Genomic DNA, 25782 nt, shown 5'->3' on the forward strand with positions numbered 1-25782 from the left:
CTCTACCCCCGGTAGCTCTTGTGATGGCGGAACACGTCGAGCGCGCGCTCCTGCGCGGCCTCGGTCAGGAACGGGTTCCGGGCCATTGCCGCCTTGGCCTTCTCGATGTCGCCACCAGCGGCAATGTACTCCTTGAGCGCGCCGTACTCGGCTCGGCTGAGCTGTTCGAGTCCCGGCCCCGCTTCGGGAAAGACAGTGCCGCTCGGCTCCACGGCGTACGTGCGGCCGTTCACCTCGTACCGTTGGCGGTCCGGATCCCACTTCGCGCGGCCCGCGGCGATGTCGTCGAGGTCCTTGGCCACGTCGGTCCCGGGCAGAACCACGGTGTTGACCTCTTTGCTGGGGTTCTTGGGGCGGATGCTGTCGAGGTTGTGTCGCGAGTTCGGCGGCTTGAGCGGAATCTTGCCGGCCGGGCCGGGGACAGCCCGTCGGGCGGCGTCGGCGGCGTCGTCGGCAGCCTTCGGCCCCACCTCCTTGGCCTCGCGCATCGCTGCCGACGCTGCCTTCGCGATGATTCCGGAGGCGGCGTCGTCTGCGCCCTTGCGGCCACGCCTACCCAAGGATCGCCTCCAGTGCCTGGCCGATCAGGAAGTCGATGGCGATGTCGACCAACTTCTTGAAGACCGGAATCTCCAACAGGGACGCACCGAACGTCGGGGCCGCCGTGGCGATGGCCTGCGCGATCGAGATGGCCAGCAGGGTGAGCTGCACAATGACGTTGATCTTCAGGGCGAGGACGACGAGCGCGCAGACCAGCAGGGCGGCGCCCACGGCGCGCGCACCGAAGCCGATGTCCTGGAGTACGGCGGCGGCGGAGTCGGAGTCCGACCACTGGCCGCGGAAGGCTTCCAGCGCGCTGCCGTCGTTGCCGGCGAGCAGCGCGACGGCGGCGGTCGCGTCGGTCGCTGCGGCATCCGCCTCGGCGCCGAACGCGATCCACGCCTGAGCCAGCTCGAAGAGCCGTTCCTCGTCGCTCTCCGGCCACACATAGCCGAGTTCGTTCAGCAGTCCAGACAGCTCGCCGGGGATCTGAATGCCCATCGGCTTCAGTTGAACCTGTCGAAGAGGGCAGCGTTACGCGACTCGACCTCGTCGTACGCCGTACCCATCTTGGCGAGCCCGTCGCCGAAACCGGCGAAGGCCGCGACCACCGACGTGATCGACTGCTCGGCGATCTGCTGGGCCGCCTGGTAGGACGCGCCGATCAGCCCACCCACGTCGTCACCGCCGAAAATGTCGCCCATGCCGTCCGCTGTCGCACGCAGCCGCTGCCACTGCTGCTCAAGGCGCTCACCCGCCCGCTGCACGCCGCCGGCCGCCAGCCGCAACTGCTCCGCGTCGACATCCAGGGGCCTCACCGTCGTGGTGTCCGCAGCAGTGCGACGACGTCCTGGAGTGCCTCGTTCATCTGGGCCATCTGTCGCAACGAACGATCCTGCACCTCCTGGAGCCCTCCGGCCAGGCTGTCGAGTTCCACGGTCGGAAGCTCGGGCTGGGGACTGCCGAGGTCGTCGAGCGCCGCGTTGACCGCCGCCCTGACGTGCTCCATCAGATCCTGCGCCGGCAACCGCATCAGCCTCGGGTCGACAGTCAGCTCGTCGACGCGCCCACCGCGAACCGCCGCCCGGACCCTGCCGTCGAGCGCCTCGCCGTGACCGACAGGCTGCTCCTCGTCGGCCGGCGTCTCGCCCGGCACACGGGAACGCGCCGCCTCCAGGGCCTGTCGCGTCTCGCTGAGCAGAGCGTCCAGACCGGTCAGGTGAGCATCGTTCGGCACAGCACCGAAAAATACCAGTCGAACACCATCCGTGATGACCCGCCGAAGCGCCCCATGGACGCTGACCTAGCGTTGCGCCGAACCGATCCGGTCACCGGCGCAGGCGGCGCGAGCACTCACCGTCGTGCCCGTCGCGCAGGAGGCAACGTCGACCGCCCGGCAGACGTAGATCGCAGAACACCCGGTGGCGCAGGAACTGCGCGTCCTCTTCGGAGACAGTGGTCTCCCCCGGGTCCGCCATCGGCAGTACAAGCATCCAGCGACCGACCACCCGGGCCAGGCGCTGCGCAGCGGGCAGGTCGGCAGCGATCACGGGCACGTGGATGACGTACCGCTGGCTCATCGGTTGTGGTCCCGGTCGTTGCGGGCGCGGGCCTGCTCGGTCTGCCAGCGACGCAGCGCGTGCTTGATCCGGACGGTTTCGAGGCGACTCTCGGCGAGAGCGGCGTATACGGCGGCCATGTCGACGGCGACCCGGTCGAGGAAGGCGTACACGTCGTCGGGGTTCAGACCGCGACGTCCGAGCCCGGTCGGCGCGAAGCGGCGCTCACGCACCTGCCACGGCAGCAGACTGGTGTACGCGCCGGAGCGGTACGTCGTACCACCGCTCGCCGGCTCTGGTCGCTGGTTTCTGGCGCTCATGTCTGCCTGCCTTCCCGGTGTGCAGGGCGAAGGTGTTCGGGGAAGCGCGGCGGCCGTTCGGGGGGACCAAACAGCCGCCGCGCTGTGATCAGCCTGCGACACTCCGCAGTAGAAATGCAACGTTCCATGCCGCGATTTCGCTGTTATGCATTGACTTTCTTTGCTGAAACCCGTAGGAGTTGCAGGAGCAGGTCACGCAGTGTTGCGTGTTGGAACCAGGGAGTGTGCGGATGCCCGAGGACATCGGATCGACAGTGCCGCGCCGGCAACTCGGCCGGCTGCTGCGGCAGTTCCGCAACGAGGCTGGGGTGACACTCGACGCCGCTGCCGAAGCCCTCGAATACAGCCGACAGAAGATCTGGCGCCTCGAATGCGGCCAAGGCTCGGTCCGGGTGCTTGACGTCAAGGCGATGTGCGAGCTGTACGGGGTGTCGCCCGAGATGACCGACGCGATGCGCGGGCTCGCCGCCGAGACGAAGTCGAAGGGCTGGTGGCACGCGTACGGCGACGCGGTGCCGACCTGGTTCGAGCTGTACGTGGGGCTGGAATCCGCCGCCTCCCGGCTCAGAGGCTTCGACGAGTCCCTGATCCCTGGCATCCTGCAGACCAAGGGTTATGCCGACTCGCTGTTCCGGCTTGGCCGGATGCTCAGTGACGAGGAGCGGGAGCTCGCCGTCCAGGTGAGGATCCAGCGGCAAGCACTCCTCACCCGGCGGCTCCCGGCGGCGCCACGGCTGGAGTCGGTGCTGTCCGAAGCTGTACTTCGACGAACGGTCGGTGGCCCGAGCGTCATGACCGCTCAACTCGACCGTCTGGTCGAACTATCGGAGGCACCGAACGTGTCCGTACGAGTGCTGCCATTGGCGGCGGGACCACAGCCCGGCGCGGTCGCTGGCACCTTCATGATCCTCGACTTCCCCGCGACCAAAGGCGGTAGAACGGCCCCGGAACCGTCGGTCATCTACAGCGAGTCGCTGACCGGTGCGCTCTACCTCGACAAGCCCGAAGAGTTGGCCGCTTACGAGCGGGTCTGGAGAGGGCTGGATGCAATGGCCCTCGGCGAGGCAGAATCGAAAGACATGATCAAGAGGATTTCCGGGGAGATGCGGCATGACTGACTTGGCCGGCGCCGTCTGGCGCAAGAGCACCCGCAGCGGCGACAACGGCGGCGCGTGTGTCGAGGTCGCTACCACCCTCCCCGATGTGGTCGCTGTCCGCGATTCGAAGAACATCGAAGGGCCGACACTCCGCTTCGATCGATCCACCTGGCAAATGTTCACAGCGGCGGTCAAGTCTGCCGCTCGCCCCGGCATCTGAGGGCAACATCCGCGCTCCTGGCGCGCTACCTGCCGAGGTGCGGGGCCTGCGATGCTTCAGGTCATGGATGAATTGACGAGTCGCGTCCGGGCGTTCGCAGAAGAGCGGGACTGGCAGCAGTTCCACACGCCCAAGAACCTGGCCATGGCCCTCGCGGGCGAGGTGGGCGAACTGATTGCCGAATTCCAGTGGCTGACACCTGAGCAGTCCGCGGTTGTTATGTCCGACCCGAACGCCGGTAGCCGGGTGAAAGCCGAGATGGGCGACGTGATGATCTACCTGACCCGGCTGGCCGATGTGCTCGGCGTCGATCTGATAGAGGCGGCCCTGACCAAGCTGGAGGATTCAGCCCGCCGCTACCCGGTGGACCAGGCTCACGGTTCGGCGGTAAAGCGATAGGAAGGGCCAATGTCGGCATGGCGTTGAGTTGATCTCTTCGCTACAGTCCTTGCCGTAGAAGCGCGTCACGACGGGCTTCCGGTGATTACCGGACACGCCCCCATGCGCACGATCACTTCGTGCTGCCCGGGGGCAAGTGTTGTCAGCGTTCCGTACGTCCGCCGATGGTCTGCTGCGCCTGGTTGGCAGCGGCGTTCTTGAAGACCGGATCGTGGAGCAGATCGGTCGGAACGTGAGCCCGGCAGAACGCCGCGCGTGGTCGCGCAGCCTCGGGGTGCTGGGGCAGGATCTCGCTGACGCCGGTCTGGGCCAGGTCGAGATGCTGGTCGAATACCAGCTTCCACTGACCAGCAAGCGGGTCGACGTGGTGCTCGCCGGCGTCGACCCGCGAACGGCCGAGGACTCCTACGTCGTCGTGGAGTTGAAGCAGTGGTCCTACGCCGAGACGTACGACGGCGCTGAGAACCTTGTGGCAGTGGAGCACGCGCGAGGCCCGAGACTGCATCCGGGCGTCCAGGTCGAGGGTTACTGCGAGTACCTCACCGACTTTCTCGGAATTCTCGCCGAGCACCGGAATCCGGTGCGTGGCGTGGCGTACCTGCACAACGCCGTCGATCGCGACATCAGCGACCTGTTCGACCGCCCGGCGACCGAGCAGAGTCGGATCTTCACAAAGCAGCGGCGGGGTCAGTTCCTCGATTACCTGCGCACCCATCTCGCCCCGAGGTCAGGCGCTAACGCCGCCGACCGTTTTCTCACCAGCACCGTCCGGCCGAGCCGGCACCTCCTGAGGTACGCCGCGCAGGAGCTGAAGGATCGATCGCATTTCACATTGCTGGACGATCAACGCGTGGCGTACGAGTTGGTTCTGCACGCTGTCGAGCGTGCCCGATCGGCGGATCGCAAATCGGTAGTGGTCGTCTCCGGTGGGCCCGGTAGCGGCAAGAGCGTGATCGCGCTGTCGGTGCTGGGCGAGTTGGCACGCCAGAACCGTTCCGTTATGCACGCAACGGGCTCGCGGTCGTTCACACAGACCTTGCGACGATACGCTGGCAAGGGCTCGACCCGATTGAAGAACCTGTTCGGCTACTTCAACAGCTTCATGTCCGCCGAGCGTAACGGTCTGGACGTGCTGATCTGCGACGAAGCGCACCGCATCCGGGAGACCTCTGTCAACCGGTACACCCCGAAAGCGAAGCGCGACAAAGCTCGTCCGCAGATCGACGAACTCATCGCCGTCGCCCGGGTTCCGGTCTTTCTGCTCGATGAGCACCAGGTGGTGAAGCCCGGCGAGCTGGGCAACGTCGACGTCATCTCGTCGTACGCGAAGCAGCTCAACCTTGATGTCGAGGTGGTGTCGCTGCACAGCCAGTTCCGCTGCGGCGGCAGCGAAGCGTACGAGCGATGGGTTGTTGACCTGCTCGGCCTCGACGGCGGCGAGCCGACGATCTGGACCGGCGACGGGAGGGTCGACCTGGGTCTCGCGGAGTCGCCCGAGGAGTTGGAAGCCTTCCTCGCCGGAAAGCAGGCGGCCGGCGTGACGGCGCGGATGTCCGCCGGGTACTGCTGGCCCTGGAGCGATCCACGCCCGGACGACACCCTGGTACCGGACGTGCAGGTCGGCGGCTGGTCTCGGCCTTGGAACGTCAAGAGCGACCGCAGCGTCGGGGAAGCACCAGGCAGCGCGTTCTGGGCCACTGACCCGAACGGCTTCGGCCAGGTGGGCTGCGTCTACACCGCGCAGGGCTTTGAGTACGACTGGTCGGGCGTCATCATGGGACCGGACCTCGTGGCTCGGGAGGGACGCCTGGTGGCGCGACGCGAGGAGTCGAAGGACCCGGCGTTTCGGAGTCGTAAGTCGGTCAGCGACGCCGAAGCGGACCTGCTGATCCGCAACACCTACAAGGTCCTGTTGACCCGCGGAATGCAGGGCACGATCGTCTACTCCACTGATCCCGAGACACGGGAGTACCTCGCCTCACTGGTCAAGGTGGTCCGTCCGGTCGAGACGGTCTACGAGGCGACCGGCGACCTCAGCTGATCTCCCCGGCTGTGCTCACGGGATGGCCGGGATCCCCCGCCACGGCGTCGAAGTTGCGCATGGTGGAACTGTCGTAGCCAGTGGCAGTGCTGTTCGGCCGGCGGTACAAGGGATATCGCCTTGTCTTACCAGCCTGGATACGGATCTGACCGCCCGCAGCCGCCGATCTCGGCGCACTAGACCTGTTCAGCCACTAGCGTCTGGACACTTTGCGGCATGAGGTGTCGCTCCGGTTGACCCGGGGTGACCGCATTGACACATATTGTTTGCTCCCGTTGCCGATCATGAAGGATGTGGGATGGCGCCTGAGGCCGACGGATCCGAGAACGAACTCTCCGTACCAGCTGATCACGGCCCCGATGCCACTGTGCCGCATGGCGAGGACCCGGTGATCAGCCTGGTCGAGATCGAGCCGGGCGTGGCCGTACTCTTCGCCGACCAGCCGCCCGTCGGCTTGGACCTGATCCCTTTCGAGATGATGAGCGCCCAAGCTAGCCGACGCCTGACCGACAATCTCGCGATGGCCTCCGGCATCGCCAATCTGGCGGCACAGGGTGCTCAGGGTCTGACCACCGTGCAAGGGCTGGTGCGTCTGGCACCCGAGACTCTGCAGGCACTCAAGACCGCGCAACCGATGGCGTCGGGCGGCTGGAACCTGGGGTCACTCGTCACGAGCAACGGAAAGATCGCCGCCTCCGTGCGCTGGGCGCCCGTGACAGGGGCGCAGACCGCATCCATACTCTCCGCCCTCGGGCCGGCCGCCGCGCTCCTGGCCCTACAGGTGCAGTTGGCGTCGATCTCGCGTCGTATCGACGAGAACGTCCAACTCACCCGTGACGTTCTCCAAGCGCTGCACGAGGATCAGTGGACGACACTTCTCGGCCTGCACGAGACGACGATGCGTGCGGTACGAGAGTCCCAGGCGGCGGGCACTGTCAACGACCACATCTTCGCCTCCATCGCCACCAGGGACGCAGATCTCCGCAAACAGCGGCTCCTCTTCCGGTCCCTCGTCCGCGGGCACATCAAGGCACTCGACACCGACGGGCAGAGCCGTCGCGCCCACATCCAGAAGAACATCGAGCAGATTCTCGCCGACACGCACGGCATGCTCATGGCGGAGTGGTCCTGGTATCGCTCTCAGGTGCTGCGCGCCGGTCACATCAGCCGCGACGAGGCGAACGCTGCCGAAAACGAGCGACTTCTGGCCGAGTTGGTCGCTGACACTCAGCGCGAGCACACCTCAGCCATGGACGAGGTGTCGAATCTTCTCGCCGACCTCGAACGTCAGTGTCGCTTGATCGCCGAACTCCCGGCTGAACGCAGTCTGCCGTTCACGGCCAAGCGTCAGAGCATCCGCGACAGCGTCCGCATGGCTGAGGCGTTGGCCGAGCGGGTAGCGGCCCTCCGCAACCGTGCTCACACGCAACCTGCACCACTGGATCCGCCAGTCACGGTGTTCAGTGATGCTGTGCCGGACGAACTGCTGCGGATCCTCCGTTGGATCGTGCCCGGCGGGGAGCCCTTGCTGGCCATCGCCGATGTCAACCTCGACCGCCTCGTCGGCGAGGACGCCTACCTTGGAGTGACACCCGAGCGCTTCTTCATCTCCGCGCAGAATGCCGTGCGCAAGCAGGGCACGATCGAGCGCGAGTTCCCGCTCTCGGAGATTCGCTACGTACGGTTCCGCGAGCGCGACAAGCGCGGCCCCGTTCTGGACGTCATCACCACGGACGAGAACATCAGGCTCACCTTCGACGACTGGGCGGGCAAGGGGAAAGGGCTGGACGACGCCCAGCGTCTCGGCAATCTCCTGGCCGCAGCGATGGATCTGCCCGAAAGCGAGCGGCGTACCGACCCTCTGCTGATCGGTGATTCCCCGACGAGGGAGGCCATCGCCGCTAGCTGATCGATCCTTCGCCGGAACGTGCGGCTCGTGCCGGTAAGGTCCAGGCACGGGCGACGAAAGGCGGACCAACCATGGCGATTCCCCATCTGACGGCTGGTGACGGCACGTCGTTGCCGGCGATCGGACTCGGCACGTACCAGCTGAACGGCTCGGCGGGGGTCGACGCGATCGGTCAGGCGATCCGGGCGGGCTACCGGTTGATCGACTCGGCGGTGAACTACGAGAACGAGGGTGCGGTGGGCCGGGCCGCCCGTTCGGTGGGCGACGTGCGGGACGAGTTGGTCGTCACCTCGAAACTGCCGGGGCGGCACCACCGCTTCGACGAGGCGCTGACCACCATCGAGGAGAGTGTGTTCCGCACCGGCCTCGACCGGATCGACCTGTATCTCATCCACTGGCCCAACCCGAAGGTCGACCTGTACGTGCAGGCGTGGCGGGTACTGATCGAAGCCCGCGAGCGTGGCCTGGTCCGGCACATCGGTCTGTCCAACTTCCTGCCCGAGCACATCGACCGCCTGGTGGCCGAGACCGGAGTCGCCCCGCTGGTCAACCAGATCGAGGTGCATCCGTACTTCCCGCAGCAGCAGGCGATCGACTATCACCTGGCGCAGGGGATCCTCGTGCAGGCGTGGAGCCCGCTGGGCCATGGCAACGACGTGCAGCAGCACCCGACGGTCGTGGACATCGCGTCCGCACACGGCATCAGCCCGGCGCAGGCCATTCTCGCCTGGCACCTGGCCCGCCAGGTGATCCCGCTGCCCAAGGCCGCCTCCCCGCAGCGGCAGGCGGAGAACCTGGACGTCTTCGGCATCAAGCTCAGCGACGCGGAGGTCGAGGCCATCACGGCGCTGGGCCGCCCTGACGGGCGTCTCGCTGACCAGGACCCGGCGGTGTACGAGGAGTTCTGAGCGAAACGCCGCCGCGCCATCGTGCGATTGGCCGATGAGGTGCGGCTCGGCAATTACCGAATGTGATGTCTGGGTGGGGCGGATGCCATGAGGAGCGTGATGACTGGGAGGTATCAATATTCCTCTGAGTCATCACGCTCGTTGGCAGGACCGCCGCCAGCCGAGAGAACCCACCCGACGATCACGACCCGGTCGACGCGCGCGGGGCGAGGCGCACCGCGCAGGGCGACGCGCGACGCGCACGGGCCGACGCGCGACGCGCACGGGCCGACGCGCGACGCGCACGGGCCGACGGGCGACGGGCGACGCGCGCGCTTGGGCGTAACGGGTGATCTGCCGGCGGTCCGGGGCACCCCGACGTAGCGTGAAGCCGTGTCGACGAAAGATGTACTCACCAGGGCTGACCTCGCCGAACTTCGCCGAACTGCGCTCGGCACGGCCAACCCGCTCGGTGTCGCCGCCGACATCGCCGAGGCGGTGCAGCAGGGCAGGCTGGAGGATCCGGACGACGCCGGGGACGCGCTGACGCTCGCCGCCGAGATCGCGGAGATCCGGGCGAGGCCGGATGCCGCCCTGCGGTACGCGGACAGCGCCCTGGCGGCGTACCCGTCTGGTGATGATCCCCGGGCCGGCTTCGCCCGGGCGCTGCGGGCACGGGCCCTGTTGCAGGCCGGCGGCCGGGACGACGAGGCGATGGCGGAGCTGACCGCGCTGCGCCCGTTGCTGCTCGTACAACCCGATGCCCCCGCGTACGTGAGTGCGGCGTTGGACGCCGCCGGCCGTTCGGCGATCGCCGAAAGGTGGCTGAGCGAGGCGGTCGACACTCTGCTCGGCGAGCGGGCGACCGCCGCCGGTGCGTCGGCGCAGGCGATCACCGCCGTCGAGCCTGCGGTGGAGGTGGGGCCGCCCGAGTCGCCCGGGGTCCTGTTCTTCCTGTTGCAGCAGCGCCACCGGGTCCGCCGGAATCTCAACCTGCCGCACGACCGGCACGACGATCTGGCGGACCGTGTGGAGGCTCAGCTCGTCCGCCGGGCGGGGGAACGGGGCGGCGGTGAACCGGATCTGATCTTCTGGCCCCGGGCCGAGTTCGACCGGCTGCTCTCCACACACGCGGAGCTGACCGAGGTGTACGGGCCGGACTGGGACGCACACCGGGCGCGGCTGGAGAAGGAGCTGGTGCGGCTTGCCGACGCCGGCCAGGTCGGGCTGGTGGTGCTCAGAGCGACTGTCGACGGGCTGGACGGCTTCGCCGGCCGGAAGGACAGCGGCCCGGCCGACGGGGAGGTCCGAGCCGGCTACGCGCGGGAGTTGGCGGCCCGGCCGGCGGCGCGGATCCCCTGGCCGCCGGAGCGCAACGACGCCTGCTGGTGCGGTTCGGGCCTCAAGTACAAGAAGGACTGCCTGCCGCGGTCCCGCGGCTGAGCGCGCGGGCTACCTCCCGGTGTGTCGCTGGTAGTGGCGGGCGACGCGGGCCCGGTTGCCGCAGGAGGGCTTGCACCACTCCTGACGCGGGTGGTCCTTGACGAAGTAGCGCACGCAGCGGGGCGCGGGGCAGGCGCGCAACTGCTCGCGGGTCGCACCGGCGAGGAACTCGATGACGGCCCGGGCCAGCCCTGCCGGGAGGGCCAGCCGGGGCTCTGTCGCCTCGCCGTGCCAGGTCAACACCGGTGTGCCCTCCTGCTCCCAGGTCAGTACGGGCCGGACGGGCACCGTCGCGGCGGCCTGGTTGAGCCGGTCGACAGCCTCCGACGGGGAGAGCAGCGAGGTGGAGTCGGCTCGGCTCGGCGGGCCCGGTCGGACGGCGACGGCGAACAGGGTACGGGCGGCGCGGCGCACCGCGACCACGTCGAGGCGGGCCCGCTCGTCGACCTCACCGCCGGAGGTGTCGAACCCGGCGACGTACTCGCACAGTGGTTCGGCGTGCTCGCGGAGCCAGGCGGTCAGGCCGGCGACGTCGGCGAGGTCGTCGGCGACGCCGCCGTTGCCGTCGTGCCGGATCGTGCTGACCAGGGCGAGCGCGAGCTGTGCGGACATCGTGGCCTCTCCCGTACGCGGCTTGTGTGGCCGGTGTCGCCAAGTGTAGCGTCCCTAATGGTTGACGCATTCTTAATGCATTAGGGGGCAGTCGTGTTGGTCATCGCGCACCTCAGTGACACCCACCTCGACGGGCACCCCCGATCGGCCGAGCGGGCCGTCCGGGTCATGGACCACCTGCACGCCCTGCCGCGACCGGTCGACGCGATCCTGATCACCGGGGACATCGCCGATCACGGGGAGGTGTCCGAGTACGAGACCGCCGCGAGACTCTTCGACTCTCCCCTGCCGGTCCTGATGTGCCCCGGCAACCACGACGTGCGTGCCGCGTACCGCAAGGGTCTGCTCGGGGACGACGGCGGCGGCACCGGCCCGATCAACGCCCGGCACGACGTGGCCGGCGCGGTGTTCCTCCTGGCCGACTCGTCCGTGCCCGGCGAGGACCACGGCCACCTGGACGACGAGACTCTGGCATGGCTCGCCGACGAGTTGGCTTCGGTGCCGGCGGGAGCGCCGACGTTCGTCGCCCTGCACCACCCGCCGGTCGTGCTGCACCATCCGGTCATCGACGCGATGCGGTTGCTGCAGGCCGATCCCCTGGCCGCCCTGGTCGCCGCCCACCCGCAGGTCGTCGCCGTGCTGACCGGGCATTTCCACACGGCCGTCGCGAGCACGTTCGCCGACCGTCCACTGCGGATCGCGCCGGGTGTGGTCTCCACACTGCGGATGCCATGGGAGGGCGACCGGTCGCTGACCACCCAGACCCAGCCGCCCGGCGTCGCGTTCCACGTGTACGACGACAGCGGCCTCTTCACCACCCACTACCGGGTGGTGGTCTGAGCGTGCGCGGCGTGGCAGTGCTCGGCTTCCTGGTCGCCGTCGCGCCGATAACCGCCACACCTGGTGCGAGCCTGACGCTTGTCGTCTCGCGGGTCGCCACCGGCGGTCGGCGGCAGGGGTGGTGGGTGATCCTGGGTACGGTCACCGGGCTCTACCTGCACGCCACACTTGCCGCCGTCGGCCTGGCCGCGCTGGTGCTCCGGTCGGCGCAGGCGTTCTGGGTCGTCAAGCTCGTCGGTGCTGCCTACCTGGTCGGGCTCGGGCTGTGGATGCTGTTCTCCGCAGCCCGGCGCTCCCCGTCGACCACGGCACCGCCGGCCCGCACGCGCCGACTGCCGTGGCGGGTGGACCACCCCTACCTCCAGGGGCTGCTGGGCAACGTCCTGAATCCCAAGGCCGCCGCCATCTACCTCACCCTCGCACCGCAGTTCCTCGAACCGGGCCGTCCCGTCCTGGTGCCCATGCTGCTCCTCGCCACGGCGCACTCCGCGCTGCACACCTGTTGGCTGGCCGGGTGGACTGTCGTCTCCGGCGCCGCCGGCCGGCTGCTCCGGACGGCCGCCGTCCGACGGGTGCTGGACCGGCTGACCGGGGTGATCCTGCTCGGCCTCGGCGTACGGGCTGCGGTGACCTGAGGCGATCCTGGGTGACGCGTCCGGCGGGTACCGTTGGCGTCCCTGTCTGGATCATCGAGATCCGTTGTCACCGGAGGAGTCGCCGATGTTCGAGGAGTTCATGGGCCTTCCCGCCCACCCTCTCGTGCTGCACGCCGCTGTCGTGTTCGTGCCGCTGCTGGCCCTCCTCACGGTCGGGTACGCGTTCGTCCCGCCGATCCGCCCGCACACCCGCTGGGTGCTGGGGTTGCTGGCCGTGGGGGCACCGCTGTCCGCGCTGCTGGCGAAGCTCTCCGGTGACGCCTTCTTCGACCGTATGCGGTCGGCCAACCGGGTCACCCCCGAGTTCCTGCCGAAGCTGGAGGCACACCAGGAATTCGGCGACTTCACGCTGTGGGCGAGCATCGGTCTGGCGATCGTGGCGCTGGCGCTGGTCCGGTTCGTCGCGCCGCGAACCGCCGAAGGGAGCGCGGACGCGCGACAGGGCCGGGCGCTCACTGTGGCGTTGCAGGTGTTGTCGCTGGTGGCCGCAGGTGTCGCCGTGTACTACGTGATCCGTACCGGCGACTCTGGCGCGAAGGCGGTCTGGGAGGGTCAGTGATCGGCCCGGACAACGGTGGTGCGGCCCTGTTGGAGCGGGCCGCACCACCGCGTTGACCGTCAGCCCGCGGCGTACGCCCGGATGATGGTCTGGTCGATGCCGCTACCGCTGTCGCCGTCTGCCTTCACCCGCAGCGAGACGGTGCCGGCCCGGGGCAGCTCGGCCCGGTAGGTGTCCCCGCTGCGGGTGACCCGGGCCGTTTTCCAGGTGACGCCGTCGTCGGTGGAGGTCCACACCTGGAACGAGGTCACCTTCTGCGCCTTGACGCCGTGCGCCTGGCGGACGGCGAACTCGGCGGTGCCGCCGGTGGGATGGTTGGCGGTGTCCATCGGCAGCGCGTAGTCGACAGCGAACAGCGGCAACGGCACGCTCCCGGTCCCGTCCGGGCCGGCGGACCGGAACGTCCACGAGGTGGAGACCTTCGTGGAGATCGGCAGGATCAGGCTCGTGTCGACGTCGAGGGTCATCCGGTAGTCGGCGGCCTGCTGCCCGACGGTGATGTCGGCGTACGGCAGGTCCCGCTTCTCGACGAGTGTGCCGTTGCGGTACAGCGACAGGTTGCGCTTCACCCCGATCGCGTTGTTCTGCAGGCAGTCGGCGCGCTGGTGCTGGTCGGTCAACGACACCAGGTCGATGTGCAGGTTGCCCCGGGTTCGTGACGGAGGCGTGGCGCAGGTCCAGCCGTTGTCGGCCGGGTCGTCGTACCAGCCGGAGTGCAGCGGCTGCCGCGCCCAGATCTTCGACTGCCGGCTGCCCGGCTGGTAGCGGCGAGGCGCCTCCTGGGCCGACAGTCCACCGTAGACACCCTCGTCGGCCCAGACGATCTCGGGCGACAGGTAGTCGGTGCGGTACGGCGGCAGGTTGCCCTCGTGGGTCTGGGTCACGCCCAGCCCTTCGACTGTGAAGCCGGTCCGGATCAGCTGGGTGACCATTCCCGGCGAGTCCATCTGGTGGAAGCGCTGGTCGATGCGGGCCAGGCGGGTCTGCTCGGCTCTGCTCACCCGGTAGGCGGGGTCGGCCGGCACGCCATCGGGATACTCGTGCACCAGGTTGTAGCGGTACGGCATGGCCGTGCCCGCGGGCGAGTTGAGGTTGACGGCCGCCCAACCGCGCCGCGACCCGACGCTGGGCTTCGGCAACGGGGAGGTACGGACGCTCGTCGCGGCCCCGTATCCGTTGACCTGACTCCACCAGGCCTGGCCGTTCGGCGCGGTCTGGAGGATGGTGAAGTCGACGCGCGTCGGCGTGGTGGCGACCCCGTCGACAGTCGCCGTCACCGGCTTGGCCCGCGCCGGGTCCAGCGTCACGCTACGTGGGCCCGTCACGTTCAGGTCGGACTCGCCCACGAGCGTCGACTCCAGCACGTCGCTGTCGACGTAGTAGGCGGCGGACGAGCCGAGGATCGCGTACCGGCCGGCGGGCACCCGGACGGTGAAGGTCTCACCGGGTACGCCGCTGGGCCCACCGTAGTAGAGGAGCGGGTCGGTGAGGTTGGCGACCAGGACGTTGATCCAGCTCTCCGCGCCCTCGGAGAGGTCGGGCAGCGGCTTGGTGTGGATCGTCAGGTCGTAGCTGGGCTGCTCGACGTAGAAGCTGACCGGGGTGGTCGACGCCAGTTTGCGTCCGGGGCCGCGGGCGGTGACGGTGGCCAGGTAGAAGCCGGGTCGCGCGGCAAGCGCCGCGCGGTTGATCCGCACTGTCGCGTTGGCGGTGCTGCCGCGCTTGAGCGTCACCCGGCTCGTCGACAGCGACACCGCGCCGCGTGGCACGGCCTGGCCGTCGTGGTTGACGATCGACACGTCGAGGTCGAGGTGGGTCGTCGCCGGGGAGGCGTCGCCGGTCCAGGTCAGCTTCGTCTCGCTGGTACCCGACTGCGGGTACGCGAACGTGCCGAGGTTGACCACCGGCTGGTCGCTGGTCGGGCCGCCGAGGGCGCGGGCCGCGTTGAGCCGGCCGGCTCCGACGGCGTACGGGTCGACGCCGGTCAGCGGGTCGGCCGCACCGACGAGCGCCGCCTTGAGCCGCTCCCCCGTCCAGTCCGGGTGCCGCTGGGCGAGCAGGGCGGCCGCGCCCGCCACGTGCGGGGCGGCCATCGAGGTGCCGGTGCTGCCCTCGTAGAACTTGTCGATCGGGTCCTGGAGGTTGGTGCCGGCCGCGCGGGCGGCCACGATGTCGACACCGGGCGCGACAAGCTCCGGCTTGGCCACGCGGCTGGTGACAAGCGGGCCACGGCTGGAGAAGTCGGCGAGCCGGTCGTCCCGGTCGACAGCGCCGACGGTCAGGGCGCTGGCGGCGGAGCCGGGTGAGGAGATCGCGCCACCGCTGTTGCCGGAGGCGATCACGAACAGCGCCCCGGTCTGCTTGCTCAGCGCGTCGACGGCGAGCGAGAGCGGGTCGCTGCCGTCGTCCGGATAGCTTCCGCCGAGGCTCATGTTGACCACGTCGGCGCGGGCGGCGGCCCACTCCATGCCGGCGATGATGCCGGAGTCCTCGCCGGAGCCGTGGTCGTCGAGGACCTTGCCGATGACCAGGTTGGCGGCCGGCGCGACGCCGCGACGCTGGCCGTTGGAGGCCGCGCCGGTGCCGGCGATCGTCGACGCGACGTGCGTACCGTGGCCGTTGTGGTCGACGGCGTCGCCGCCCTCGGCGGTGAAGTCGGCCCGGTCGACGACGCGGCCGGCCAGGTCGGGGTGGGTGAAGTCGGCTCCGGTGTCGAGCACCGCGACGCGGACGCCCTTGCCGGTGTAGCCGGCCTTCCAGGCATCAGGCGCGGCGATCTGTACCAGGTTGCGGTCGAGGCCGGCGGGCTTGCCGGCGCCGGTCAGCGCGGTGGCGCGGACCTTGCGGTCGAGCCAGACCTTCTTCGCGCCGGCGAGCAGCGAGTTGGTGGCGAGCTTCGCTGTGGTCGGGCTCTTCTTGGGTACGCGGCCGGCGACCGCGCCGATGCTGGGCAGCGCCAGCACGTCGCCGAGCGCGGCCACCCGGGCGGAGGCGGTGGCGGGCTGCACGATGAGCGGCAGTTCCGTGGTGTTCTGGTCGTCGTACCCGTCGGCGATCAGCACTGTGACGTCGAAGAGGTCGGGGTCGAGGACCGGGCCGACCTGGGACGCGACGCGGGCGGGGATGACGTGCAGGTGGCCGTCCGGTCCGCAGGTCTGGTGGATGACCGAGTTGGGGTCGGCGGGTTGCACAGTGGCGTGCGGGCATCCCGATCCGGTGGCCCGTACGGTCACCACGTCCCCGGTGAGCAAGGTGACGGTGTGTGTTTTTCGGTCGGCTGCGGTGTCGGGCGCACTGGGTCGGCTGGGCCCGTCGGGGCTGGCAGTGGCGGTGCCGCCCGGTAGGGCGGTCAGCGCCGTGGCCGTGACGGCGACGGCCAGTAGCCACCGCGTTCTCTTGAGCATCCTGCTCCCTGTCTCATGTGGACAAACGTGCCTTTTCGGCGCGTCGCGCAAGATCATATGCACGTGTACGTGATCTTCGGAGCCCCTGGAAGACGTCTTTTCTTCGCCCACCTGGCAAGGGTTTCGGCCATGTGTCGCCGCCGTACACGGTTCGATGTCGGTTCGATTACCACCCCCGATCGGGACACGGAACCGGCCGTCCCACGCGGACGTGTTCACCCACGACGCCGCCCGACGGGATCGACGGAACGTCGCCCCGGACCTAGCATGACGACGAATGGATCTTCGACGTTGGCCCCGCCGCGACCCGGCAACCAGCCCAACCGAAGGGAGACGCGCATGCGTCGACCCCGTCATCTGGCACTACTCAGCGTCGGCGTGTCCGGCGCGCTGATCCTCAGCGCGGCACCGGCAGCGGCGGCCCCAACCGCAGTGACCGCACCCACCGGCATCGTCGTCGCCGACGGCATGACCCAGCCGGTGTTCTCGCTTGCCGACGCCATCGAGGAGCGGGTGTACGTCCAGACCCCGGTGGACACCGACCACGACGGTCGCCCCGACCGGGTGGCCATCGACATCTCCCGCCCCCGGGAGACCGCCACGCAGGGCTTCAAGGTGCCTGTCATCTTCGAGCACAGCCCGTACCGCAAGGGCACCTGGGGCGACGTGCCATACCCGAGCGTGCTTGTCGACGACCTGCCGCAGAACGGCCTCACCGGCAGGTCGGGGCGTCGGGCGCTCGACATGGGCGTCCAGCGGGCCGAGGCGAAGGCCAACCTGCCCGGCTCACTGGACGACTACTACGTCCCGCGCGGGTACGCCGTGGTGCTCGGTCAGAGCGTCGGCACCGGCGACTCGGAAGGCTGCCCGACCAGCGGCGACCAGGCCGAGACGCTCGGCACCAAGGCCGTCATCGACTGGCTCAACGGGCGGGCCAAGGGGTACGACGCGAGCGGCGCCCCGGTCACGGCCGGCTGGACCACCGGCGCGGTGGGCATGACCGGCGTCTCCTACAACGGAACGCTTCCGAACCAGGTGGCGACCACCGGCGTCAAGGGTCTGAAGACCATCGTGCCGGTCTCGGCGATCAGCAGCTGGTACGACTACTACCGGGCCAACGGTCTGGTCGTCGCGCCCGGCACCTACCAGGGCGAGGACCTCGACGTCCTGGCCCAGTACACGGCCGGGCAGGCACGGGCCGAGGGACCCTGCGCCGACGAGATCGCAAAGATCACCGCGGAGCAGGACCGGGTGACCGGTGACTACTCGAAGTTCTGGCAGGAGCGCGACTACTACGACGCCCGCAACGTCAAGGCCAGCGTCTTCGTCGTGCACGGCCTCAACGACTGGAACGTCAAGACCGGACACTTCGCCGGCTGGTGGGACCAGCTCGCCAAACGCGACGTACCGCGCAAGATTTGGCTGCACCAGGGCGGGCACGGCGGCCCGGGCAGCAGCGCCTCGGTGACCCTGCCCGACGGTCGGACGTGGACCTACAAGCAGACCGAGAACCGCTGGTTCGACTTCTGGCTGTGGAACGTCCGCAACGGGATCATGGACGAGCCGACCGCCGTGCTGCAGCGCGAGGACCGCGCCTACACCACGTACGCCAACTGGCCCGACCCGGCGGCGCGTGAGGTCGGGCTGCGGTTCGCCGCCGACGACGCAACCGCCCCGGGAGCGCTCACCACTGGCAAGCCGCCGAAGGCGAAGGTCGAGCAGAGCTTCGTCGACGAGGGCCGGACCATCGGCCCGGACACCCTGGTCGCCAACCCGGACGCGGCCAGCGCCAACCGGCTCGTGTACCGCTCCCCCGCGCTGACCCAGAGCGTGCGCATCTCCGGCCGGCCCGAGATGCGGCTGCGGATGGCCATCGACAACAAGCCGGACGCGAACCTCAGCGCGTACCTGGTGGACTACGGTCCGGAGGGTTCGACAGCGGCGCCGACGGTGGTGACCCGGGGTTGGATGGATCCGCAGAACCGCAAGAGCGCCGAGCGCACCAAGCCTGTCAAGCAGGGCAAGCTGTACGACTACCGGTGGACGATGGAGCCGAAGGACTACGTGTTCCCGGCCGGCCACCGGATCGGCGTGGTCGTCTTCTCCAGTGACCAGGAGTACACGCTGCTGCCGCTGGGCGGCACCCGGCTGCGGGTCGCGCCGAACGACAGTGAGCTGCGGCTGCCGGTGGTCGGCGGGCGGGGCGCACTCGGCTTCTGATCGGCTCCGTCAACGGGTGGGGCGGTTCGACGACGCGTCGGGCCTCCCCACCCGGGTGTGGTCGTCGGGGGTCTCGGAATGTGCGAGTGCGGCAAGGAGCTGCAGTTTCTCGTCGCTGTCGCTGTCCTTGTCGGGGTAGTAGGCGACGAGGATGACGTCACCGATGGGGAGTTTGTCCCGGTGGAGGCGTAGTTCACCGACGACGGGGTGGTGCACGGTCGTCGTGCCCCCGTCGAGGCTGCGGACATCGTGGCGGGCCCACAGGGTACGGAACCGCTGACTGGACAGCGCGAGTTCGCCCACCAGCTCGACGAAACGGGGGTTGTCGATGTCGTCACCGACGGTGGTGCGAAGGGCGGCGATGAAGTCGGCGGTGGCCTGCGTCCAGTCCTGGTGGAAGGCTCGTTCCTCCGGATCGAGGAGGAGCGACCGCAGCCGGTTCTGACCAGGCTGCAGGCGCGGGGAGAGCGCCCTGGCCATCGGGTTGGAGGCCAGGACGTCGAAGGCGCGTCCTTCGACGAACGCGGGGATCTGAAGGTGGGCAAGCAGTTCGTACACCCGCGCTGGTACGTGCTCGGACCGCTTGCGGCGCGGCGCCCTGGGACGCGCCGCCGCGAGGTCGAGCAGATACGTCCGCTCGATGTCGTCGAGCTGCAGGACGCGCGCGAGCGATTCGAGGACCTGCGGTGAGGGGTTCTTGTCCCGGCCCCGTTCCAGCCGCAGGTAGTAGTCGGGGCTGATCCCGGCGAGCAGGGCGACTTCCTCGCGTCGCAGGCCGGGCACGCGGCGCCTGCCGCCGGTCGGCAGCCCTACCTGCGACGGTGAGACCAATTCGCGCCGGGCCCGAAGGTAGCTGCCCAGCCGGTGGCCGTCACCCGCCTCCTCTTCCCTCATGGTCACCACGGTAATGCGGTGCGCGTGCCGCAGAGGGGGCCCTGCTGGGACCTGGGAAAAAGGGGGCCCTGCCAACTCCGGCGGGCTCCGTCAAGACTTGCTATCACCCTGTTCGGAAAGGACAGCGAGCATCACTGTTTGCGCCCGCGAGTTCACGCGTCGGCGCCCTCTGGATCGAAGGGAAGATCTCGTGGATCTCTCCAACCGCACAGTTTTCATCGTCGGCGGCACCTCGGGTATCGGGCGGGAACTGGCCCGGCGGTTCGCCGCAGCGGGCAGCACCGTAGCCGTTGGCGGTCGTAGCCCCGAGGCCCTCTCGGAGCTCGCCGCGGAAGGTTTCGGCACGTTCGACGTCGACGTCACCGACGGCGCTTCTGTCGGCTTTGCCCGGGACGCCGTGCTCGCCCGTTACCCCGAACTGGACACGGTGGTGACGATGTCGGGTGTCATGCTCATGGAAGACCTTCGCGACTCCGCGCACTTTCCGACGGCGGAGGCGACGATCGACACCAACCTGGTCGGCACCATCCGGGTCATCGACGCCTTCACTCCGCATCTGGTCGGTCGGGGTGCCGGCAGCTTCATCACCGTCACCTCCGGCATCGCCTTCCTGCCGTTCCCGCCCATGCCCAGCTACGCCGCCTCGAAGGCCGCGGTGCACGCCTACTCCGAGGCGTTGCGCGCGCAACTCGACGGCACCGGTGTCGACGTCGTCGAACTCGTCCCCCCGGCCGTCGCGACAGCCGGGCAGGAGAAGGTGAACCCCCACGCGCTGCCGCTCGACGACTTCGCCACCGAGGTCATGCAACTGCTCTCGGCGAACCCCACCCCGCGCGAAATCCTCGTGAAGGGCGTTCTCATGCACCGTTGGGCCGAGCGCGACGGCACCTACGCCGACCTCGTCGCGCAGCGCTCGAAGGCCCTGACGATGCTTCCCGGTCGCGAACGCTGACGCCCGACTGGATCGCCACCGGCGTCTGCCGCCAACTCGCGCCGCACGGGTCGCCAAACCCGCTCGACCGGGAACGTGGGTATATGGCACGGTCGTCGGATGCCGGTATCCCGTCGTGACGTCCTGCAATGGCAGTTCGACCTGACCTGGTCGCTGTTCGAATACCACCTGGAACGGCTGGAGCCGGCGGACTTCCTCTGGGAGCCGGCCGCGCACTGCTGGACGGTACGCCCGGCCGACGACGGCGGATGGGCACCGGACTGGGCGGACGCCGAGCCCGACCCGATCCCCGTCCCGACGATCGGGTGGCTCACCTGGCACATCGGCTGGTGGTGGACGGTTGCCGTCGACCACGCCCAGGGGCGTCCGCCACGGGAACGTGCCGAGATCGGCTGGCCCGGCGACGGCGACAAGGCGGTGGCCTGGCTGCGGAACCTCCGCACCGAATGGTTGGAGGTGTTGGCGCGGCTCGACGACGCCGACCTGGACGGCATCGCGCCGTTTCCGTGGCAGGGCGACCCGGCACACACCGTCGCCCACATGATCGCCTGGGTGAACGCCGAGCTCATGAAGAACGCCGCTGAGATCGGCCAGCTCCGCCTGCTGCGCCACGCACGCGAATAGCCACCCGGCCCGCCACTGACGGCCCTCGGCACCGGAAGGGGTGCGCCCTGGTGGTAGGCGCACCCCGACCGTCTACTCCTGTTCGGCCGCCGGCGTGAATGTCACGCGGGAGCGGACCTGCCGGAAGCCTGTCCGTTCCAACTCGGCCAGCACCGCGACCCGGTGGGCGTCCACGTCGGCGATCACCTCCCGGGCACCGTCCTCGGCCAGCAACCGGACCGCCTCGACCAGCAACTCACCTCGGACGGCGTCGTCGAGCAGGCCGAGGTAGGCGATGAGGGGGAAGCAGGCGTCGCCGGTCGGCCTGACCAGGCCCACCGGCTCACCATCGGCCACCCCGACCCGCCACTGCTCGGTCGAATCCCCCAGCCAGGCAAGGGGGTCCGTGGCCAGGTCGACTCCGCCGACCCCCTGCGCGGTCTCCACCCCGGTCAGCACGTCCGGCTCGGCGATCCGCGCGACCAAGGTGTTGATCTCCGCTTTGTCGAGTGGCCTACGGAACATGTAGCGCCCGGAGGTCGTCGGCAGCGGCGTACCCGTCCAGGAGCACCGCAGCCGCTCTCCGCGCTCGACAAGCCCTGCCAGTCGGGCGGCCTCCATCGGGGCGCTGACCACTGCCAGCACCTCGGGTCGACGCCTCCAGTGCGCCGGGAGTGCGGCGTAATAGACGCCCGGACCTCCGAGTGCCTCGTGGGCGGCGCGCAGCAGCGCGGCCCCCACCTCCGGCTCGGCGACCAGGTCGAACCGGTCCAGCCAGGGAGCGCCGACGGCCCCGGGTGGGAGCAGCCAGGCCGCCCTACCGACCACCTGGCCGGCGCGCAGGGCGACCCAGGTGTTCTCGGGTCGGTAGCCGCCGGCGGCGATGCCGTCGGCGTACGCGATCTTGCGCAACTGCGGCAGCGGGTCGGGCATGGAGTCGAACAATTCTTCCTCGCCCGCGACGAGCGGGCGGATGACCAGGTCGGTCATGGCAGGTCCTCCGGAAAGCGCGCGCCCCGGTCAGATCCGCGTGGACGCCGGAACGCGGAGAGGGCGCAGAACATCGGACATTGTTCTGACCTCCTCTCGGGCTCGACGGCGTGCCCGCGAAGTTACCCGACGTGCTCGCCGGTCACAAGGCACGCGGCGTCGGCTACAACGTCGGGTTGGTCTGCGAGCCGCGCCCGTGGAAATACCCGTCGGCGACGGCGATCCCGGCCAGGATCAGCCCCGAGATGGCGGCCACGGCGACCGGCGGGAGGAAGAGCAGGGGCAGGGTAGCCACGACCAGCACCAGCACGCCGATCGGCAGCACCCGGCAGCGCGGCCGCATCGTGGACCGCTCCAGATAGGCGCGCCCGATCAGGAACAGCACCGGGCCGCCGCAGATGATGACCACCAGCGCCCAGTCGATCGGCGGGTGCGGGTCGTGGATGACCTGCCCGAACCCGACCGCTGTGCAGATGATGCCGGCGACGATGAGCATCAGACTGAAGCCCGACGACCGGGCCAGGCGCAGCGCGTTCGAGTCCGCGGACTGCCCCGGGGCCAGGTGGTAGAAGTACAGCCGCCAGAACGCCACTACCGTCACGAAGGCGGCGACGAGAGTGATGGTCCGCCCGGTCGAGAACCCTGGGAAACTCACCGCGAGCCCCGTCTCCAGCACCACCTCGGCCAACGCGATCATGAAGAACTGGTTGTACCGCTCCGCCAGGTGCGCCTCGGAGATCCCGAACGGGTTCCGTGGTCGTTTCGTGCCGAGGCGGGGCACGGGCCAGTGGATGGCGGAGCCGACGAGCTCGATGGCGAGGGCGATGGTCCAGAAGACCCCACGCCCGAAGCCCCCGCTGATGGCGCCGCCGATCCACAGCACGGCGGAGACCGTGTACCAGGTCAGTACCCGGGCGGGAAGTTTCCCTCGCGGATGCCCCCACTGCGCCAGCGTGAGATAGAGCGGCCGGCCGACCTGGATGATGACGTACGTGCAGGCGAAGATCAGACCCCGCTGGCCGAACGCCTGCGGCAGGCTGACCGCCAGCACCAGCGTGCCGAACATCGTCGCCAGCAGGATGACCTGGATGTCGGTGCGGCGGGGATCGTAGGTGCTGGACATGACGGCGTTGAGAAACCAGATCATCCACATCGCCGTGAAGAACAGCAGCGTCTGACCCGCCTCCGACAGCAGTGCGTGCCGGACGATGGTCAGGTCGTCGGCGACGCGGCCCGCCAGGCGCGCGAGCGCGAAGACGTAGACGACGTCGACGAGCAGTTCCAGGACTGTCGCGCTACGCGGGCTGCGGCTGTCGGCCAGCCCGCGCGACCACGAGGGCATCAGCATGCTCGTGCCCGGCCCGGCGGCCGGCAGGTTGGTCCCCGCACGTGGTCAGCTCAGCCGGTCAGGGGTCACCGGTACGGGCGTGCCGACACATCCGGCGAATGAGCTGGCCTGCGCCGATGCCATCGCCCGAGCCTCCCCGCCGACCGGTCCACCCCGTACCTGTTGAGGCACTTTATCCCGATCTTCGCGGGCTCCCGCGAGTTATCGCGGATCCGGCGGCGGCCGGGTCAGGCGCGGCTGGGATGGCCATGGCCCGACCCGACGGGCACGGGCTCAACGACCGGACGGGTCCACATGGTTGCGCCACGAGTGCCGGGGCTCGAAGCCCAGGACCCGGCGGGCCTTGTCGATGCTGAGAAGCGTCTCGTGCTCGCCCAACTCCCGGCGGATCTCGACTCCCGGGTAGACCTCGGCCATGAGGCTGGCGCTGGACCTGGTCATGACGGTGTCGGCGTTGGCGATGATGAACACGTCGGCGCCGGGCCGGTCGTGGGCGAGCGCCCGTTCGACCGCCTGCGCGCCGTCGCGGGCGTCGATGTAGCCCCACAGGTTCCACCGCCGCGCCCGCGGGTCGGCGTCGAACGACGGGAACGCCGCGTAGTCCTCGACGTCCATCACGTTGGAGAACCGCAGGCCCACCATGACCAGCTCCGGGTCCCAGCGGCAGAAGTGCCGCGCCATCTCCTCCTCAAGGGCCTTGTTCAGCGAGTACGTCGACTCCGGCCGTGGCGCGTACTCCTCGTCGACGGGGGCGTACGGCGGCGGCGTGTCGAACGGCAACCCGAGCACCGTCTCGCTCGACGCCCACACCACATGCCTGATGCCGGCGGCCCTGGCTGCGGCGAACACGTTGTACGTGGCGGCGGAGTTGTTGGCGAACGTGGTCGCGTTGGTCATCAGCCCGGGGGCGGGTACCGCCGCGAGGTGCACGATGGCCTCGACGCCGCCGGCGTGCTCGTCGGCGCCCCCGGTGAACGCCTCCACCACCTGGCCGTAGTCGGTGAGGTCGACGAGGAGGAACTCGCCGTCCACGTCGCGCGGGTCGCGTCCGCCGGCACGGTCCACCGCCAGCACGTCGACGCCCGCGGCGCGCAGGTGCGTTACCACGGCACGGCCGAGCTTGCCGGTGGCGCCTGTGACGACGACGCGCCTGGGGAGTACGGGATCACTCATGCACCCATCCTCTCCAGCGGGGCGCGGCTCCGGGTACCCGGCCCACCCGTGCGACGCCGGCCCCGTTCGCCGGATCGGTCAGGAATCGAGAAGTACGCGACGGTGCGCCGTCCCTAGCATCATCGTCATGGACATCACCATTCACGCGACAGTTCTTCCCCACGTCGACCCCGAGGAGTCGCTGGCCTTCTACCGCGACGTGCTCGGCTTCGAGGTCCGCACCGACGTCGGGCAGGGCACCATGCGGTGGATCACCGTCGGCCCTGCCGGGCAGCCCGACACGTCGATCCTCCTGGCGCCGCCGACAGCGGACCCCGGCCTCACCGAGGACGAGCGGCGCATGATCAGCGAGATGATGGCCAAGGGCACGTACGGCTGGATCCTGCTGGCCACCCGCAACCTCGACGACACGTTCGAGAAGGTGCAGGCCCGCGACGCCGAGGTCGTCCAGGAGCCCACCGAGCAGCCGTACGGCATCCGTGACTGCGCCTTCCGGGACCCGGCCGGCAACATGGTACGCATCCAGGAGCTTCGCTGAGAGTGCCCGGCGGCGGCTCGATCGACCTCGTGGCGACCCGCCCGTTGGCGCGCGTCCCGGCGTGCACGGCGCCCCCGAATGCGTAACGTGCAGGGGTAACGCTCACGCGAGGAGGAGACTTCATGTCCAAGCCACCGCTTCCCGAGACCGCGATCGCCATGCTCAAGAAGCCGAACCCGGCTGTCATGACGACGCTTCAGGCCGGTGGTCAGCCGGTGTCCGCCGCCACCTGGTACCTGTGGGACGACGGACGGATCCTGGTCAACATGGACGCGAGCCGCCGCCGGCTGGGCCATATCCGCAACGATCCCCGGGTCTCCCTCACGGTGCTGGACGAGGCCGGTTGGTACACCCACCTCAGCGTCATCGGGCACGTCGCCGAGCTGCGCGAGGACGAGGGCCTCGCCGACATCGACAGGCTGGCGCGGCACTACACGGGCGACGCGTACCCGCGGCGGGAACGCGACCGGGTCAGCGCCCTCATCGAGATCGACCGCTGGCACGGCTGGGGCGCGCTCAAGGACAACGACCAGGTCGGCTGACGCCCGCTCGGGCTCGTTCCCATCGCGGGCGGTCTG

At 69.4% G+C, this 25782-nt stretch carries 27 protein-coding genes; 15 read left to right on the plus strand and 12 right to left on the minus strand.

The window, feature by feature from the left end:
- Positions 1-2: 2 nt before the first annotated feature.
- The 6 genes from ADK66_RS31310 to ADK66_RS05860 form a co-directional block, all read right to left on the minus strand.
- Positions 3-488 (minus strand): hypothetical protein, encoded by a 486-nt coding sequence (locus tag ADK66_RS31310; protein ID WP_053652864.1) that lies wholly within the window; start codon positions 486-488, stop codon positions 3-5.
- Between the two features lie 64 nt (positions 489-552).
- Positions 553-1041: a hypothetical protein gene (locus ADK66_RS05840; RefSeq protein ID WP_053652865.1), complete on the minus strand. Its 489-nt coding sequence runs from the start codon at positions 1039-1041 to the stop codon at positions 553-555.
- Between the two features lie 5 nt (positions 1042-1046).
- Positions 1047-1358, minus strand: coding sequence for a WXG100 family type VII secretion target (locus ADK66_RS05845; protein WP_053652866.1), 312 nt, complete (start codon positions 1356-1358; stop codon positions 1047-1049).
- Entirely contained in the window at positions 1355-1777 is a 423-nt protein-coding gene (locus ADK66_RS05850) for a hypothetical protein (RefSeq protein ID WP_053652867.1), read from the minus strand. The genes ADK66_RS05845 and ADK66_RS05850 overlap by 4 nt, the downstream gene beginning before the upstream one ends.
- Positions 1778-1868: 91 nt before the next feature.
- Positions 1869-2120 carry a hypothetical protein gene (locus ADK66_RS05855; protein ID WP_053652868.1) on the minus strand — a complete coding sequence of 84 codons (252 nt, stop codon included), beginning with the start codon at positions 2118-2120 and terminating at the stop codon, positions 1869-1871.
- Positions 2117-2419, minus strand: a complete 303-nt coding sequence (locus ADK66_RS05860) for a DivIVA domain-containing protein (RefSeq protein WP_053652869.1) — start codon at positions 2417-2419, stop codon at positions 2117-2119. The genes ADK66_RS05855 and ADK66_RS05860 overlap by 4 nt, the downstream gene beginning before the upstream one ends.
- 230 nt (positions 2420-2649) lie before the next feature.
- Between ADK66_RS05860 and ADK66_RS05865 the strand changes: the two genes are divergently transcribed.
- The 7 genes from ADK66_RS05865 (at position 2650) to ADK66_RS05895 (ending at position 10415) form a co-directional block, all read left to right on the plus strand.
- Entirely contained in the window at positions 2650-3537 is an 888-nt protein-coding gene (locus ADK66_RS05865) for a helix-turn-helix transcriptional regulator (protein ID WP_053652870.1), read from the plus strand.
- Positions 3530-3736, plus strand: coding sequence for a DUF397 domain-containing protein (locus tag ADK66_RS05870; protein WP_053652871.1), 207 nt, complete (start codon positions 3530-3532; stop codon positions 3734-3736). Before ADK66_RS05865 ends, ADK66_RS05870 begins: the two co-directional genes overlap by 8 nt.
- A gap of 63 nt (positions 3737-3799) precedes the next feature.
- Positions 3800-4135: a nucleotide pyrophosphohydrolase gene (locus ADK66_RS05875; RefSeq protein WP_053652957.1), complete on the plus strand. Its 336-nt coding sequence runs from the start codon at positions 3800-3802 to the stop codon at positions 4133-4135.
- A 139-nt stretch (positions 4136-4274) separates the two neighbouring features.
- Entirely contained in the window at positions 4275-6176 is a 1902-nt protein-coding gene (locus ADK66_RS05880) for a DUF2075 domain-containing protein (RefSeq protein ID WP_053652958.1), read from the plus strand.
- Between the two features lie 298 nt (positions 6177-6474).
- Positions 6475-8085, plus strand: a complete 1611-nt coding sequence (locus tag ADK66_RS05885; RefSeq protein ID WP_082377254.1) for a hypothetical protein — start codon at positions 6475-6477, stop codon at positions 8083-8085.
- Between the two features lie 71 nt (positions 8086-8156).
- Complete coding sequence (locus tag ADK66_RS05890; protein WP_053652872.1) at positions 8157-8993, plus strand: aldo/keto reductase; 837 nt, start codon at positions 8157-8159, stop codon at positions 8991-8993.
- Positions 8994-9365: 372 nt separating this feature from the next.
- A complete protein-coding gene (locus ADK66_RS05895; RefSeq protein ID WP_053652873.1) occupies positions 9366-10415 on the plus strand; it encodes an SEC-C domain-containing protein in 1050 nt (349 codons plus the stop codon).
- Positions 10416-10424: 9 nt separating this feature from the next.
- Here ADK66_RS05895 and ADK66_RS05900 read toward each other — a convergent pair whose 3' ends face one another.
- Positions 10425-11027: an ABATE domain-containing protein gene (locus ADK66_RS05900; protein WP_053652874.1), complete on the minus strand. Its 603-nt coding sequence runs from the start codon at positions 11025-11027 to the stop codon at positions 10425-10427.
- Between the two features lie 93 nt (positions 11028-11120).
- On the opposite strand from ADK66_RS05900, the gene ADK66_RS05905 reads away from it, so the two are divergent.
- From ADK66_RS05905 to ADK66_RS05915, 3 genes are all read left to right on the plus strand, one after another.
- Complete coding sequence (locus ADK66_RS05905) at positions 11121-11867, plus strand: metallophosphoesterase (RefSeq protein WP_053652875.1); 747 nt, start codon at positions 11121-11123, stop codon at positions 11865-11867.
- A gap of 2 nt (positions 11868-11869) precedes the next feature.
- The gene (locus tag ADK66_RS05910) at positions 11870-12502 is read left to right on the plus strand and encodes a LysE family translocator (protein WP_053652876.1); all 633 of its coding nucleotides are present in this window, start codon (positions 11870-11872) and stop codon (positions 12500-12502) included.
- Positions 12503-12587: 85 nt separating this feature from the next.
- On the plus strand, positions 12588-13082 hold the full coding sequence (locus ADK66_RS05915; protein ID WP_053652877.1) for a DUF2231 domain-containing protein: 495 nt from the start codon (positions 12588-12590) through the stop codon (positions 13080-13082).
- 59 nt (positions 13083-13141) lie between these two features.
- Here the strand turns inward: ADK66_RS05915 and ADK66_RS05920 are convergent, their stop codons facing one another.
- On the minus strand, positions 13142-16486 hold the full coding sequence (locus ADK66_RS05920; protein ID WP_157552277.1) for a S8 family serine peptidase: 3345 nt from the start codon (positions 16484-16486) through the stop codon (positions 13142-13144).
- Positions 16487-16825: 339 nt separating this feature from the next.
- Between ADK66_RS05920 and ADK66_RS05925 the strand changes: the two genes are divergently transcribed.
- Positions 16826-18706 (plus strand): Xaa-Pro dipeptidyl-peptidase, encoded by a 1881-nt coding sequence (locus ADK66_RS05925; protein ID WP_053652878.1) that lies wholly within the window; start codon positions 16826-16828, stop codon positions 18704-18706.
- A gap of 9 nt (positions 18707-18715) precedes the next feature.
- On the opposite strand, the gene ADK66_RS05930 is transcribed toward ADK66_RS05925, so the two are convergent.
- The gene (locus ADK66_RS05930; RefSeq protein WP_053652879.1) at positions 18716-19600 is read right to left on the minus strand and encodes a helix-turn-helix transcriptional regulator; all 885 of its coding nucleotides are present in this window, start codon (positions 19598-19600) and stop codon (positions 18716-18718) included.
- A gap of 190 nt (positions 19601-19790) precedes the next feature.
- Between ADK66_RS05930 and ADK66_RS05935 the strand changes: the two genes are divergently transcribed.
- Both ADK66_RS05935 and ADK66_RS05940 read left to right on the plus strand, forming a co-directional pair.
- Positions 19791-20552, plus strand: coding sequence for an SDR family oxidoreductase (locus ADK66_RS05935; RefSeq protein ID WP_053652880.1), 762 nt, complete (start codon positions 19791-19793; stop codon positions 20550-20552).
- A 99-nt stretch (positions 20553-20651) separates the two neighbouring features.
- Complete coding sequence (locus ADK66_RS05940) at positions 20652-21176, plus strand: DinB family protein (protein WP_053652881.1); 525 nt, start codon at positions 20652-20654, stop codon at positions 21174-21176.
- 72 nt (positions 21177-21248) lie between these two features.
- On the opposite strand, the gene ADK66_RS05945 is transcribed toward ADK66_RS05940, so the two are convergent.
- The 3 genes from ADK66_RS05945 to ADK66_RS05955 all read right to left on the minus strand — a co-directional run bounded on the left by ADK66_RS05945 (position 21249) and on the right by ADK66_RS05955 (position 24666).
- On the minus strand, positions 21249-22145 hold the full coding sequence (locus tag ADK66_RS05945) for a hypothetical protein (protein ID WP_053652882.1): 897 nt from the start codon (positions 22143-22145) through the stop codon (positions 21249-21251).
- Between the two features lie 163 nt (positions 22146-22308).
- The gene (locus ADK66_RS05950; RefSeq protein WP_197281430.1) at positions 22309-23487 is read right to left on the minus strand and encodes a low temperature requirement protein A; all 1179 of its coding nucleotides are present in this window, start codon (positions 23485-23487) and stop codon (positions 22309-22311) included.
- 279 nt (positions 23488-23766) lie between these two features.
- Complete coding sequence (locus ADK66_RS05955; RefSeq protein WP_053652884.1) at positions 23767-24666, minus strand: NAD(P)-dependent oxidoreductase; 900 nt, start codon at positions 24664-24666, stop codon at positions 23767-23769.
- A gap of 127 nt (positions 24667-24793) precedes the next feature.
- On the opposite strand from ADK66_RS05955, the gene ADK66_RS05960 reads away from it, so the two are divergent.
- Both ADK66_RS05960 and ADK66_RS05965 read left to right on the plus strand, forming a co-directional pair.
- Positions 24794-25204 carry a VOC family protein gene (locus tag ADK66_RS05960; protein ID WP_053652885.1) on the plus strand — a complete coding sequence of 137 codons (411 nt, stop codon included), beginning with the start codon at positions 24794-24796 and terminating at the stop codon, positions 25202-25204.
- A 122-nt stretch (positions 25205-25326) separates the two neighbouring features.
- Positions 25327-25746, plus strand: a complete 420-nt coding sequence (locus tag ADK66_RS05965) for a PPOX class F420-dependent oxidoreductase (protein ID WP_053652886.1) — start codon at positions 25327-25329, stop codon at positions 25744-25746.
- The last annotated feature ends 36 nt before the right edge of the window (positions 25747-25782 follow it).

The organism is Micromonospora sp. NRRL B-16802, from assembly GCF_001279555.1.
Classification (GTDB): Bacteria; Actinomycetota; Actinomycetes; order Mycobacteriales; family Micromonosporaceae; genus Micromonospora; species Micromonospora profundi.

What these genes read in the sequence shown, in the direction of transcription:
- ADK66_RS05955 (WP_053652884.1), bottom strand. Translation starts at nt 24,666, where the DNA reads ATGAGTGATCCCGTACTCCCCAGGCGCGTCGTCGTCACAGGCGCCACC.
- ADK66_RS05945 (WP_053652882.1), bottom strand. Translation starts at nt 22,145, where the DNA reads ATGACCGACCTGGTCATCCGCCCGCTCGTCGCGGGCGAGGAAGAATTG.
- ADK66_RS05890 (WP_053652872.1), top strand. Translation starts at nt 8,157, where the DNA reads ATGGCGATTCCCCATCTGACGGCTGGTGACGGCACGTCGTTGCCGGCG.
- ADK66_RS31310 (WP_053652864.1), bottom strand. Translation starts at nt 488, where the DNA reads ATGCGCGAGGCCAAGGAGGTGGGGCCGAAGGCTGCCGACGACGCCGCC.
- ADK66_RS05865 (WP_053652870.1), top strand. Translation starts at nt 2,650, where the DNA reads ATGCCCGAGGACATCGGATCGACAGTGCCGCGCCGGCAACTCGGCCGG.
- ADK66_RS05870 (WP_053652871.1), top strand. Translation starts at nt 3,530, where the DNA reads ATGACTGACTTGGCCGGCGCCGTCTGGCGCAAGAGCACCCGCAGCGGC.
- ADK66_RS05930 (WP_053652879.1), bottom strand. Translation starts at nt 19,600, where the DNA reads ATGAGGGAAGAGGAGGCGGGTGACGGCCACCGGCTGGGCAGCTACCTT.
- ADK66_RS05840 (WP_053652865.1), bottom strand. Translation starts at nt 1,041, where the DNA reads ATGGGCATTCAGATCCCCGGCGAGCTGTCTGGACTGCTGAACGAACTC.
- ADK66_RS05950 (WP_197281430.1), bottom strand. Translation starts at nt 23,487, where the DNA reads ATGCCCTCGTGGTCGCGCGGGCTGGCCGACAGCCGCAGCCCGCGTAGC.
- ADK66_RS05940 (WP_053652881.1), top strand. Translation starts at nt 20,652, where the DNA reads ATGCCGGTATCCCGTCGTGACGTCCTGCAATGGCAGTTCGACCTGACC.
- ADK66_RS05860 (WP_053652869.1), bottom strand. Translation starts at nt 2,419, where the DNA reads ATGAGCGCCAGAAACCAGCGACCAGAGCCGGCGAGCGGTGGTACGACG.
- ADK66_RS05925 (WP_053652878.1), top strand. Translation starts at nt 16,826, where the DNA reads ATGCGTCGACCCCGTCATCTGGCACTACTCAGCGTCGGCGTGTCCGGC.
- ADK66_RS05885 (WP_082377254.1), top strand. Translation starts at nt 6,475, where the DNA reads ATGGCGCCTGAGGCCGACGGATCCGAGAACGAACTCTCCGTACCAGCT.
- ADK66_RS05920 (WP_157552277.1), bottom strand. Translation starts at nt 16,486, where the DNA reads ATGCTCAAGAGAACGCGGTGGCTACTGGCCGTCGCCGTCACGGCCACG.
- ADK66_RS05855 (WP_053652868.1), bottom strand. Translation starts at nt 2,120, where the DNA reads ATGAGCCAGCGGTACGTCATCCACGTGCCCGTGATCGCTGCCGACCTG.
- ADK66_RS05875 (WP_053652957.1), top strand. Translation starts at nt 3,800, where the DNA reads ATGGATGAATTGACGAGTCGCGTCCGGGCGTTCGCAGAAGAGCGGGAC.
- ADK66_RS05915 (WP_053652877.1), top strand. Translation starts at nt 12,588, where the DNA reads ATGTTCGAGGAGTTCATGGGCCTTCCCGCCCACCCTCTCGTGCTGCAC.
- ADK66_RS05900 (WP_053652874.1), bottom strand. Translation starts at nt 11,027, where the DNA reads ATGTCCGCACAGCTCGCGCTCGCCCTGGTCAGCACGATCCGGCACGAC.
- ADK66_RS05960 (WP_053652885.1), top strand. Translation starts at nt 24,794, where the DNA reads ATGGACATCACCATTCACGCGACAGTTCTTCCCCACGTCGACCCCGAG.
- ADK66_RS05965 (WP_053652886.1), top strand. Translation starts at nt 25,327, where the DNA reads ATGTCCAAGCCACCGCTTCCCGAGACCGCGATCGCCATGCTCAAGAAG.